The sequence below is a fragment of the Thalassotalea agariperforans genome, from assembly GCF_053470345.1.
In genome coordinates, this window is the sequence record NZ_JBQMWH010000002.1 from 218,086 (window position 1) to 230,990 (window position 12,905).

Below are 12,905 nucleotides of genomic sequence, written 5' to 3' on the forward strand. Positions count from 1 at the left end.
TAAAATGTTTCCCCTTTTTGTCAATTTGAAGCTTTAATAGCAACGTCAAGTATTAGCTCAGTCTTCCACAGGCGAGTTCTAGCTCAAACCACTAAAATACCTATTTTAGTGGTAGCAACTTTCTAAATACTTTTTAGTACTACTAACTGTACCTCTAAAATTTCAAATGACGTTACTTTATATTGCCATATTATAGACATAAAAAAACCGGAATCCTTTACTTTTAAAGGCTTTCCGGTCTTTATTGGTTCTTAATGAACCTTGTGTTGGTGCGGATAGCGAGACTCGAACTCGCACGCTGTTAAGCACCACCCCCTCAAGATGGCGTGTCTACCAATTCCACCATATCCGCAATATTTGGTATGTTGTTACTGTGGTACGTCGTTTTGCTCAGTAACTTTTTGCTCTGATGAGGCAGGTACGTCATCATTCGCTGGTAACGAGTCTGTTACAACAGCTTCAGCACTTTCATCAGGAATAGATAATTCAGCACCTGGCGCTAAGTTATTCCACTCGTCAGTCGCTTTTACACGATTAGCTGTTAAGTTACCTAAAACTAAACTGATGATAAAAAATGCAACTGCTAAGTAAGTAGTAGACTTGGTTAAAAAGTTACCTGAGCCACTTGAACCAAAAATGGTAGCAGATGAACCAGCACCAAATGATGCGCCCATATCAGCACCTTTACCTTGTTGAATTAACACTAAGCCAATAAGACTAAGAGCAACAAGTAAATACACTACAATTAAAATTTCATATAACATTTTAAGCTTATCCTTTGACTGTTGAACAAATCATAGAAAATTCGTCAACTTTTAAACTAGCTCCACCAATCAACGCACCGTCAATATCAGGTTGAGCAAATAATTCTTTAAAATTACTACCGTTAACACTACCGCCATATAATATCGGAAGTTTGATAGCAATATCACTATTTAATTGCGCTAAGAAACCACGAATAAAACGATGAGTTTCTTGTGCCATTTCAGGTGATGCGGTGTTTCCTGTGCCTATTGCCCAAAGAGGCTCATATGACACAATCACATTTTCAAAACCTGCAATTCCAACAACATCAATAACCGCTTGAAGTTGTGAAGTTAATTTTTGTTCTGTTTGCCCTGCTGCACGCTCTGTTTCGGTTTCGCCAATACAAAGAATGGGGTTTAAACCAGCAGCTAAAGCTGTTTTTACTTTTTTGGCAACCAACTCGCTCGTTTCTTGATAAAGACTACGGCGTTCTGAATGCCCTAAAATAACATAATTAACGGCGAGATCATTCAACATTTCAGCTGATATTTCACCAGTATGCGCACCTGAGTTAAATTCACTCATATTTTGTGCGCATATACTAATTTGCTGATGGTTAAATATACGCTCAGAAAATTGTAAATACGGCGAGCTAGGACTCAGTAATACTTTTACATTTGATTGAATATTTAGGCTATTTAAATGTTCCGCCATCATGTTAATGAAGGCTAAATTGCCGTTCATTTTCCAGTTGGCTACAACAATAGCATTTCTTTTCATCAAACTTTCCTATCTCAAAGCGGCGAGATATTAACGAACCTGTAAGAAAGATACAAGCATTTCCCTAAATAAGCTGATTAGTTGGTCAAATAACAACCTGCTAACAAACTTCTTTCACTTTATCAGCAATTTGATTAGCTAAAAGCGTGACTGTTTCAAGGTCTGGCCCTTCAACCATGACACGAATTAACGGCTCAGTACCAGATTTTCTTAACAGTACTCGACCTTTGCCAGCCAACTCCGCTTCAACCGTTTTAACGCTTGCTAAAACAGCTTCATTGGCTAAAGGATCATTATCACCGCTAAAACGAACATTCACTAAAATTTGTGGCAGTTTTTTCATGCCTTTGCGTAATTGGGCAAGAGATTTACCGCTATAACAAATAGTTTCTAAAACATTCAAGGCGGCAATAATACCATCACCGGTAGACGTACAATTAAGGTTGATAATATGACCTGAATTTTCAGCGCCTAGTTGCCAATTATATGCTTTTAGCTCTTGCATAACATAACGGTCACCCACCTTAGCACGAACAAAGTCAATATTTAGCTCTTTTAAGGCTAACTCTAAACCAATATTACTCATTAATGTGCCAACAACACCGCCGGTTAATTTACCGCGTTCTTGGGCATTTTTAGCAATGATAAAAATAATCTCATCACCGTCAATCACATCACCGTTTTGATCTACCATCATTAAACGGTCGCCATCTCCATCTAACGCGATCCCTAAATCAGCTTGGTGTTCTAGTACCAATTTACTGATATTTTTCATTGAGGTGGCACCACATTCGTCATTGATGTTGATACCGTTAGGTGAACAAGCAAATTCAACAACTTCTGCGCCTAATTCTCTAAAAACACTTGGCGCAATATGATAAGTAGCCCCGTTGGCACAATCGACAACAATTTTTAAACCACTGAGTGATAATTCAGAGGGAAAGTTACTTTTACAAAATTCAATATAACGACCCGCAGCATCGTCAATTCGAACCGCTTTACCTAATTTTGCTGAATGGACACATTCCATTTCTTCATCAATTTGAGCTTCAATCGCTAACTCAATATCATCAGGTAATTTTTCACCCGTGGTTGAAAAAAACTTGATACCATTATCATAAAACGGATTATGTGATGCACTGATAACAATGCCCGCTTCAGCACGAAATGTTTTGGTTAAATATGCAACCGCAGGTGTTGGCATTGGCCCCATTAAGCCAATATCAATCCCTGCCGCAGAGAAGCCTGCTTCTAATGCCGATTCCAACATATAGCCTGAAATACGCGTGTCTTTACCAATTAATACTTTCTTGGTGCCCTGACCGGCTAAAACCTTTCCTGCGGAATAACCTAGCTTCATAACAAAATCAGGTGATATAGGACTTTTCCCAACTAAACCTCGTACACCATCTGTACCAAAGTATTTTCTTGCTGACATAATATCTCCTTGTAACGTTAGCGATTAACAGCTAAAACTTGTAAAACTTTTAAGGCATCCACGGTTTCTTTGACATCGTGAACACGAATAATACTTGCCCCTTGTTGAGCAGCTACAATAGCGGTAGTTAAACTACCCGCTAATCGTTCGTCAACAGGTCTATTAAGTAAATTACCTATCATTGATTTTCTTGAAGTACCTGACAATAGCGGTAATTTGAAACAATCAAAGGCACTTAAATGCGCCAATAACTGATAGTTTTGTTCTAGGGTTTTACCAAAGCCAAAGCCAGGATCTAAAATAATGCGTTTTTTATTAATCCCCGCTTGTTCACAAGCCCAAATACGCTGTTCAAAGAAGCTTTTAATATCTTCAATTAAATTTTCATATTTTGGCGCTACTTGCATTGTTCTTGGTAAACCTTGCATGTGCATTAAACAAACTGGCACATTACTTTGTGCTAAAACATCTAAGCAGCCTTCATTCTGTAAAGCCCGTACGTCATTAATAATATCAGCGTCATACGCTATGGCTTCGGCCATAACTTGTGCTTTACTGGTGTCAATACTAACTTGAATGTTAAAGCGCTGTTTAATTGCTTTTAAAAGCGGAATAACGCGATTAATCTCGTCATGTATAGAAACTTCTACCGCGCCTGGGCGAGTTGATTCACCACCAATATCTATAATGCTCGCGCCTTGTTCAATCATTTGTTCTACTTGAGTTAAGGCATCATTGGTGTTGAAAAACTTACCGCCATCAGAAAATGAATCTGGCGTAACATTTAAAATCCCCATCACCTTGGGCATTTGAATAAAAGAAGTGTTGTGTTCGGTCATAACAATAAATTAACAGCTGACTTTAGCTGGCACTTGGTTTGAATATATAAAGAGCATAAAGTAAAGCCCCGACTGACGGGGCTTTTAATTTATTCTGCGGAAGCGTCACTCGGTGTGTCTAAATCCGGTTTTACTTCCGGTTTAACATCATCCGTTGGTTTTTTAGTACTTGCCTTAGGTGGTTCATTCTTTTTATTAGAATTATCACCATGGAAATCTGAAGGTGGACGTACTTCACGACGAGCCATCAAATCATCAATCTGTAACGCATCAATCGTTTCATAATGCATAAGCGCATCTTTCATCGCATGAAGAATATCCATATTTTCTTTAAGTAGTTTTTCAGCACGTTGATAGTTACGATTAACAAACTCTTTAATTTCGGCATCTATCGCACGAGCAGTTTCATCAGACATATTTAATGACTTAGATGAGGTTCTACCTAAAAATACTTCGCCTTCTTCTTCAGCAAAAAGCATAGGACCCATTTTTTCTGATAAGCCCCACTGTGTTACCATTTTACGCGCTAGTTGAGTAGCACGTTCAATATCATTTGAAGCGCCAGTAGAGACTTTGTCAAAACCATAAATTAATTCTTCAGCAATACGACCACCATATAATGATGAAATATTACTTTCTAAATGTGCTTTACTGTGGCTGAATCTGTCTTTTTCAGGTAAGTACATCGTTACACCTAAAGCTCGACCACGTGGAATAATTGACACTTTATAAACTGGGTCGTGATCAGGTACTAAACGGCCAACAATTGCATGACCCGCTTCATGGTAAGCAGTCATTTCTTTTTCTGCATCATCCATTACCATCGAACGACGTTCAGCACCCATAAGTATTTTATCTTTCGCTTTTTCAAACTCTTCCATAGATACTAAACGGCGATCACCACGAGCGGCAAATAACGCGGCTTCATTTACTAAGTTAGCTAAATCAGCCCCTGAAAAGCCTGGTGTACCACGAGCTATTACTTCAGCTTTAACATCGTCACCTAATGGTACTTTACGCATATGTACTTTTAAAATTTGTTCACGACCACGGATATCCGGTAAACCAACCGTTACTTGACGGTCAAAACGGCCAGGTCTTAATAGTGCAGGGTCAAGTACATCTGGACGGTTAGTTGCGGCAATAACAATAACGCCTTCATTACCTTCAAAGCCATCCATTTCCACTAACATTTGGTTTAAGGTTTGCTCACGTTCATCATGACCACCCCCCATACCAGCACCACGTTGGCGACCTACAGCATCAATTTCATCAATAAAGATGATACATGGTGCTGCTTTTTTAGCTTGCTCAAACATGTCTCGAACACGTGAAGCACCAACACCAACAAACATTTCAACAAAATCAGAACCCGAAATACTGAAAAATGGCACTTTAGCTTCACCAGCAATAGCTTTTGCTAATAAAGTTTTACCTGTACCTGGTTGACCAACCATTAAAACACCTGAAGGGATACGACCACCAAGTTTTTGGAAACGTGTTGGGTCTCTTAAATAGTCAACTAATTCAGAAACCTCTTCTTTGGCTTCATCACAACCGGCAACATCAGCAAAAGTCGTTTTAATTTGATCTTCACTTAATAAACGTGCTTTAGATTTACCAAAAGACATAGCTCCTTTACCGCCACCACCTTGCATTTGGCGCATGAAGAAAATCCACACCCCAATAAGTAATAACATCGGGAACCAAGAAATTAAGATAGACGTTAATAAACTTTGCTCTTCTGGCATTTTACCTGAAGCATCAACGCCCTGTTTAACGAGATCATTAATTAAATCGCGGTCATAACCACCAGGAATTAACGTAACAAATTGTTCGCCGCTACGAGTCACACCGGTAATAACACCGTTTCTGTCCACACTTGCTTTTCGAACTTGTCCTGAACGAACATCATCAATAAACGTTGTGTAATTTATTTGCTGTTCGTTACTGTTTCCTTGATTAAAACTTTGGAAAACAGACATTAACACAACTGCAATAACCAACCATAAAATAAGATTTTTTGCCATATCGCTCAATTTAACAACCTCTTGTTACTTAATACTTTGGGTGCGACCAATTATTTGGGACTAATTTACTATAAAATCTCGGTACTAGCTACTTAAAGCCGGTAGCAACAAGATAAACTTCTCTTGATCTCGCACGAGAAGATTCAGGTTTACGGGTTTTAACAACTTTAAAGGCTGACTTTACATCTTTCATAAATTGGTCAAAGCCTTCACCTTGGAACACTTTAACAACAAATGCGCCATTTTTTTTCAATACTTGATGACACATATCTAATGCTAATTCAACAAGGTACATACTTCTTGCTGAGTCAGCACTATCATTACCGGTAAAGTTAGCGGCCATATCAGACATAACTACATCAATATTTTTGCCATCAATTCTATTTAATAATGCCTCAAGCACAGCTTCTTCTCGAAAATCACCTTGAAGAAACTCAACACCAGCAATGGGATCCATCGCCAAAATATCACAAGCAATGACTTGGCCTGAGTCACCAACAACTTTTGTTGCGTATTCTGACCACCCTCCAGGAGCAGCACCTAAATCTACAACTTTCATGCCTGATTTAATTAATTTATCTTTATTATTAATTTCTTCAATTTTGAAAACCGCACGCGAACGCAAGCCTAATTTTTTAGCTTTTTTTACATATTCATCTTCAAAATGTTCATTTAACCAACGTGTGCTACTCGCGGTGTGTTTATTTTTACTCAATGGGTAACCTTTGAACCTTTAATTTATTGATAATTATTTACGATTGCACTTAGCAAATCATAGTATTACAAACTAGATGAGGGTAAAATAGGGAGAATTCAAGAAACTTGTAACGAAAATTGTTAATGAACTTAAATAAAAAACAAATCCAGCACTTAAAAGGTTTAGCTCACGCGTTAAAACCTGTTGTGTTATTAGGTAGTAATGGCTTAACCGAAGCGGTTGTTGCGGAAATCGATTATGCATTAGGTCATCACGAACTGATCAAAATAAAAATCCCTACGGATGATAAAGAAGTAAAAAATCTGATCGTAGAAGCCATTTGCCGAGAAACAAATGCAATAAAGATTCAGGTTATTGGAAAAACCTTAATTATTTACCGTCAATCTGAAGAACGTAAAATAATAATTCCAAAATAACATCATTATTCAGATACGTTAATCTACTAACGTATGAACTATATGAGACAATTATTTTCACGCTAACACATTAATTTTTTTCAACTAATGTGTTAGCGCATCATATCCCTCACATACCTTTATTTATCAGTGTTCCCCCTCTCAAACCGAATTTTTTTTAAACAACAAATGACATTAATTTTTACAAATTGTCTCATAATTGTGCAAAAAAGGTTGCTATTAGCTTTTACTCGGTTAATAATGAAAGTGACAAGAAAAGGCAAGACACGTGAAAATGTGTTACGCAAAACCACCGGTCTAAGGGTTTTTTAACCTATGACAGCGGAGTCACCTAACCGACAGGATGTTATTTCGTAAACGGATTTAGTTAAAAGGTACTGTGGTTTTTTCTTTTTTATCCTCCTATTTATTAAGGTTCATAAAATGAAAAAATTATTACTAGCTTCTACCATAACAGTTTTAACTTTAACGTCTGCATTTACAGCACCGGTTGCACAGGCTAACAATATTGCTCAGAGCATTTGTGAGTATGTTGCAGCAGATGATAAAAAACGTATGCGTTCATTCTTAAAATCGAACAAATTAAAGATACGTAGTATTTTTGATGGAATTCAATGTAATGGTCAGAACTTGTTAGAATTTGCGCAAACTGCAGGTTCAGTTGAGACAGGTTCTTTGATGATTTCAAAATTACCAAAGAAAGTTGTTTCTGCTAACTTGGCGCTTCTTCAATCAGGCACACCTTTATTTGATGCTGCTAACGAACGTGTAAGTAGCTAATTGTTAAACAGTAGACACTAGTAATAGTTTTTTACTGGTTGATAATTTTTGTCAATTTAAAAAGCCAGCATTGCTGGCTTTTTTTATTGCACAAATAAGACACTTCCCTACTATTATTCCCTTACATATTTGTTACACTCATAATTATAGATTTGATAGTAAGCAGTTAAAAAATATAAACATTAATGCCAAATAAAAATAGTTATATTAACAGTAAGCATGGTCTTGTTCTTACCGGTGGTGGTGCCCGCGCGGCTTATCAAGTTGGTGCATTATCAGCTATAACCAAGTTTATACCACGTAATCATGGGATCCCCTTTCCTGTTATCTGTGGTACATCTGCTGGCGCAATTAATTCAACCGCATTAGCTTGTTATGCATCTTGCTTTCATCTTGGAGTCAAAAAATTAGAGTGGTTTTGGAAAAATCTAAAAACAAATAAAATTTATTGCTCTGATGGTATTCGTGCCTTTGGTCATATTTTTTCAGGTATGTTGGCGAGTTTTCAAGCCGATTATGCCAATAAAACCGCCCGTAGTTTATTAAACAATGCGCCGTTACGCGCATTACTAAATGCCGAATTTAACTATCGAAAAATAGATGAAAATATTATTAAAGGTTATTTATCCGCAATATCAATTACCGCTTCAAGTTATTCAAGTGGTGATTCTATAAGTTTTTATCACGGTAATAATGATATAAAGCCATGGCAACGTGCTAAGCGCATAGGTAAACGTTCTCGAATTAATAGCGATATACTATTAGCGTCATCAGCAATCCCGTTAGTGTTTCCATCGGTTAAAATCAATCGAGAGCATTATGGTGATGGCTCAATTCACCAATTATCACCTTTAAGCCCAGCAATTCATTTAGGAGCAGAAAAATTATTAATCATTGGGGTTGAGCAACCTAAAGAGCCAATGCATCAGATGGAAAACAATCCTCATCCACCAACAACGTCCACTATTGCAGGGCATTTATTAGATACTATTTTTGCTGATACCTTGCAAAGTGATCTCGAACGGATGAATAGAATAAATGACACTTTATCCTTAATTAACAATGAAGATAAAAAAACGCATAGCTTAAAACAAATAGATAGCTTAGTGTTAAATCCAAGTCACGATTTTAATAACATCGCTGTCGATTACTTTTATGATTTGCCTTTATCTATTCGAATTTTATTGCGCTCTATCGGTATTACTAACGACTCAGATTCAAGTTTAGTGAGTTATTTATTATTCGAAAAACGCTTTTGCCAGCATCTTATCCAATTAGGTTTCGAAGATACTATGGCAAAAGAAGCTGAAATTCGCGCATTTTTATCGCTATAAAATAGCTTGAGTTATTTGAATAACCCAAGTTAAGGTTAAATACCTTCTTGTAAAAAACGCTCGGCTCTTTCTACTCGTCTTGGTTTACCACGGAAAATCAAAGTATCTTGAAGCTCTAACACTGTGGAATCATCCGGTGACTCGGTTTCAATGCCCGCACGTTTTAAAGCAACCACATGGACCTTTTTAAGGGCTAAGTTTAATTCACCAATACTTTTACCAAGCGCATAACAATTACTGGTGATCAATGTCGCATGAGCAAATTCAATCCTCTCAATGGCATCAGGGCTCATATCGGTGTGCTCTCCCTGAAAAAAACCATGTAAATGATTATAATGGCTTTTTCGCTCATTTTGCACACGGCGAACAATGCGAGAAAAAGGCACGCCAGTAAGAGATAACACTTGTGAAACTAACATCAAGCTACCTTCTAAACTTTCAGGCACCACTTCATCAGCCCCCGCGGCTTTAAGGTTAGCTAATTGATCATCATTACGTGTTCTGACCAAAATAGGCACTTTTGGAGCTAACGACCTTACTTTTTGTATCACTTCCAACGACTGCTTGTCTTCACCAAAAGCGATGACCACCAATTTAGCTTTATCAAGGTGAGCCGCATGTAATAACTCTGATTGACGAGACGAACCAAACAACACATTTTCGCCAGCATTACGCGCCTTAGTCGTTCTTAAAGGGTCAATATCAATAGCAACAAAATCAATATTTTCTTGTTTTAAAAATCGGCTTACCGTTTGCCCTATCCGGCCAAAACCACAGATAATAACATGATCTTTTAGCTCTTTATTTTCCGGCAATGTTTGTAACGCTTCATCATTATTTTTTGCTTCTTCGTTGGTCAATTTCAACGACCAAGCCCTTGCGTTTTCGATCATATATGGCGTTAGTGCCATACTCAAAATCCCCGCACCTAACAGCACAGATGCCGTTTCCGCCGGTAGTACATTAACTTGATTAGCTAATGCGATTAAGACAAAACCAAACTCGCCCATTTGCGCAAGCATAATGCCGCTGGCAAAACCATCTTTTGCTCTTTCTCCAGCGGAAACGGCTAAAAACTTAATAATAATAATTTTTATCGCCATAAAACCTACCATGACACCTAAGATCAACAAAGGTGAATCAATAAGGTAGCGAACGTCCAGCTTCATACCAACGGTAATAAAGAACAAACCTAATAAGATATCTCGATAAGGCCGAATGTCGGCTTCTAGTTGATGTTTATATTGGCTTTCACCTAACATCATACCGGCGAGAAAAGCGCCTAAGGCCATCGACAAACCAAACCATTGCGTTAATGCTGCCGCCACTAACGTCACCAATAAAGTGGTTAAAACAAACAGTTCATCAGTACGCACTTGCGCAATTAAATTAAATAAACGAGGTAATAAAGATTTACCCGCAAACATTAATAAAGCTACAACAAATATGCCTTTGATCAAGGCAAAAAGCAGCTCATAAATCATGGCATGGCCAACATCTTGCGCTAGCATAGGGATAATAATTAATAAGGGAACAACTGCAATATCTTGAAACAGTAGAATAGCAACCGAGATTTGGCCTGATTTTCGTTTCATCGCCCCGCTTTCACTTAGTTGTCTAATAACAATTGCCGTTGATGACAAGGCTAAAATACCGGCAATGACAAAAGCACTAGCAAAACTTTGCCCAACCAACATAGCAATTAAAGTAAATACGATAAGGGAAATTAAAACTTGTTTACCACCAACACTAAATACCAGATGCCGCATCGCAATTAAGCGGGGTAGAGAGAACTCTAAACCTAAAGTAAACAATAAGAAGACAATGCCCAATTCAGCAAAATGATCATAATCAATGTGGCCATCAGCCAAAGCTAAGCCGTGCTCGCCAACTAAAGTGCCAGCAACTAAATAAGCTAAAATAGCCGGTAAGTTTAATTTTCTAAATAAGAAAACAAACACAACGGCACTAGTTAAAATGGCTAATATTTCAAAATTACTAGTCACAGAATTCCTTAATCAGGTGAAGTAATTAACATAGCGAAAACTTACGCTACAGATACTTTAAAACTACACTATTTTACGATGAAATGAAATCGAATGACATTTATTTGACGAGGTTTTACGACGTAATAAACACATACATCATTTATTTTTTTACTAATAATCAATAGATTAATAGTGAATAAAAGATTATTTATTCAATAGGCATATATATTGCTTTGTACCACTGTATTCATAATACGGGTGATCATATGCAAACATTAAATATATTTGATAACGAGTTTTCACAATTTAACGCTTTTCGGGTTTTTGATAAACACGAGAATGGTGAATTAAAGCATGGAAAACAGTTACTTGAACAACTTCAAAGTACATTAGATATAGGTAAACTATTACATATTTTTGCTCTGCAAGCGTCAAAATTTGCCGATTTTAGCGGTCTGTATTTTCAAAAAGCAGGGCTAAAAGTTGCCATGCCTGGCAGTCGACCGGCAAAAAATGAACGTAAATATGATATAAAAATTAATGGTGAGTTTATTGGGGTGTTAAATTATGCCATTAATTCGCCGATCAGTTTATCTCATCATAAAGTACTGAAAGAGCTACATGCTTATTTAGCTTACCCGATGAGAAATGCCATCATGTATCATCAAGCACTTCAGCTTGCTATGGAAGATGCTTTAACCGGTTTAGGTAATCGCCGATATTTTGATGAGCAATTAAAACGAGCTATGCATCAAGCTAACCGTCAACAAACGCATGTTGGTTTAATAGTTGCCGATTTAGATAAATTTAAGCAAATTAATGATACTCATGGTCATAAAGTGGGTGATACCATTTTGATCCAATTTGCGAAGGCGTTGCTTTCAAGTATCCGTGATTCTGACAGCGTATTTCGTTTTGGTGGTGATGAGTTTGCCATTATTGTTGAACAAGCCAGTAACAATGCATTAGAGCTCATTGAGTGTCGAATTAAGCATGCATTAACGATTGATCCAACATTAAAAGAATATGGCGTTGCTTGTAGTTTAGGTAGTACGTTTATGACCCGAGCTGACAACGAGCATAGTTTATTTGAGCGCGCTGATAGTATTTTATATCAACGTAAAACCGCCAGTGCTGCTGAGTTACGTTTGATTAAATGAGCGAATAACCTCGTCGGTAAACACTAATTCTCTTAACGCCTGCTTTCTTTCAGCAGGCGTTGTTCCAACCATTAACCGACAAAAACGCACCGCCCTAGAAAATTGTTCAACACCTAAACTATGCAGAGTTTGTTTTAAGTAGCCTCTTGGTAAATCAAAGTTTTTGGTGTATTGCTCAATTGCTTCATCAACCGAGGGATAACTTACCCCATCAAAAATAAAAGCTTCTTTTTCATCAACGGCTTCAATATACAAACCAGATAAAACTAACGGCCAGCCTTTAAAGTTAACGCGCATTTTGGCCACTTCATACATAAACCAAGCGCTACGTTTAAATCCTTCAAAATTGCCGCCTTCAAATTCACTATTGGCCAACTCTGCTTGAGTCCAATTTAAGCCAATGGCTAAATGTGTACGATATTTTTTGATCAGCAATTTTTTTACTTGCCTTGCTACCTGCCAAATGCTTTCAGCTTGAACTTGATAAGCAAATAATTGACATTCTTGACATGCGGGCAATGTCACTGTTGGGTGGCAACAATCAATAACTAGATATTGCTGGTGAGGAAAAGTGAATAATTTGGCTGCTGGTTCACCACAGAACCAACAGCAATGACGATATTCAAAGGGTACTTCAACTAAATGATTTAAATATTCAGCCATCATCAAGTATCG

12 protein-coding genes, 1 tRNA gene and 1 riboswitch are annotated in these 12,905 nt (G+C 37.4%); of the genes, 4 read left to right on the forward strand and 9 right to left on the reverse strand.

Annotated elements, in window-relative coordinates:
* Positions 1-267: 267 nt before the first annotated feature.
* The 7 genes from ACSLUO_RS04170 to rlmE all read right to left on the reverse strand — a co-directional run bounded on the left by ACSLUO_RS04170 (position 268) and on the right by rlmE (position 6,549).
* Positions 268-352 (reverse strand) — tRNA-Leu (locus ACSLUO_RS04170).
* A 16-nt stretch (positions 353-368) separates the two neighbouring features.
* Positions 369-764, reverse strand: coding sequence for a preprotein translocase subunit SecG (gene secG / locus ACSLUO_RS04175; RefSeq protein ID WP_448246470.1), 396 nt, complete (start codon positions 762-764; stop codon positions 369-371).
* A 7-nt stretch (positions 765-771) separates the two neighbouring features.
* Positions 772-1,527: a triose-phosphate isomerase gene (tpiA, locus tag ACSLUO_RS04180; RefSeq protein ID WP_448246472.1), complete on the reverse strand. Its 756-nt coding sequence runs from the start codon at positions 1,525-1,527 to the stop codon at positions 772-774.
* A 100-nt stretch (positions 1,528-1,627) separates the two neighbouring features.
* Positions 1,628-2,965, reverse strand: coding sequence for a phosphoglucosamine mutase (glmM, locus tag ACSLUO_RS04185; protein ID WP_448246474.1), 1,338 nt, complete (start codon positions 2,963-2,965; stop codon positions 1,628-1,630).
* Between the two features lie 17 nt (positions 2,966-2,982).
* On the reverse strand, positions 2,983-3,804 hold the full coding sequence (gene folP, locus ACSLUO_RS04190) for a dihydropteroate synthase (protein ID WP_448246476.1): 822 nt from the start codon (positions 3,802-3,804) through the stop codon (positions 2,983-2,985).
* An 89-nt stretch (positions 3,805-3,893) separates the two neighbouring features.
* Positions 3,894-5,834 carry an ATP-dependent zinc metalloprotease FtsH gene (gene ftsH / locus ACSLUO_RS04195; RefSeq protein ID WP_448246477.1) on the reverse strand — a complete coding sequence of 647 codons (1,941 nt, stop codon included), beginning with the start codon at positions 5,832-5,834 and terminating at the stop codon, positions 3,894-3,896.
* Positions 5,835-5,922: 88 nt separating this feature from the next.
* Positions 5,923-6,549, reverse strand: a complete 627-nt coding sequence (gene rlmE, locus ACSLUO_RS04200; protein WP_448246479.1) for a 23S rRNA (uridine(2552)-2'-O)-methyltransferase RlmE — start codon at positions 6,547-6,549, stop codon at positions 5,923-5,925.
* Positions 6,550-6,674: 125 nt separating this feature from the next.
* Here rlmE and yhbY point away from each other — a divergent pair, with 125 nt between their 5' ends.
* From yhbY to ACSLUO_RS04215, 3 genes are all read left to right on the forward strand, one after another.
* On the forward strand, positions 6,675-6,968 hold the full coding sequence (yhbY, locus tag ACSLUO_RS04205; protein WP_448246481.1) for a ribosome assembly RNA-binding protein YhbY: 294 nt from the start codon (positions 6,675-6,677) through the stop codon (positions 6,966-6,968).
* A gap of 248 nt (positions 6,969-7,216) precedes the next feature.
* A riboswitch (cyclic di-GMP riboswitch) is annotated at positions 7,217-7,303 on the forward strand.
* An 88-nt stretch (positions 7,304-7,391) separates the two neighbouring features.
* Positions 7,392-7,748 (forward strand): DUF3718 domain-containing protein, encoded by a 357-nt coding sequence (locus ACSLUO_RS04210; protein ID WP_448246483.1) that lies wholly within the window; start codon positions 7,392-7,394, stop codon positions 7,746-7,748.
* A gap of 185 nt (positions 7,749-7,933) precedes the next feature.
* Positions 7,934-9,082, forward strand: a complete 1,149-nt coding sequence (locus ACSLUO_RS04215) for a patatin-like phospholipase family protein (RefSeq protein WP_448246485.1) — start codon at positions 7,934-7,936, stop codon at positions 9,080-9,082.
* Positions 9,083-9,117: 35 nt separating this feature from the next.
* Here ACSLUO_RS04215 and ACSLUO_RS04220 read toward each other — a convergent pair whose 3' ends face one another.
* Positions 9,118-11,088: a monovalent cation:proton antiporter family protein gene (locus ACSLUO_RS04220; protein WP_448246487.1), complete on the reverse strand. Its 1,971-nt coding sequence runs from the start codon at positions 11,086-11,088 to the stop codon at positions 9,118-9,120.
* A gap of 248 nt (positions 11,089-11,336) precedes the next feature.
* Here ACSLUO_RS04220 and ACSLUO_RS04225 point away from each other — a divergent pair, with 248 nt between their 5' ends.
* Positions 11,337-12,230 (forward strand): GGDEF domain-containing protein, encoded by an 894-nt coding sequence (locus tag ACSLUO_RS04225; protein WP_448246489.1) that lies wholly within the window; start codon positions 11,337-11,339, stop codon positions 12,228-12,230.
* Here ACSLUO_RS04225 and ACSLUO_RS04230 read toward each other — a convergent pair.
* Complete coding sequence (locus ACSLUO_RS04230; protein ID WP_448246490.1) at positions 12,213-12,896, reverse strand: hypothetical protein; 684 nt, start codon at positions 12,894-12,896, stop codon at positions 12,213-12,215. The genes ACSLUO_RS04225 and ACSLUO_RS04230 overlap by 18 nt on opposite strands.
* Positions 12,897-12,905 lie beyond the last annotated feature (9 nt).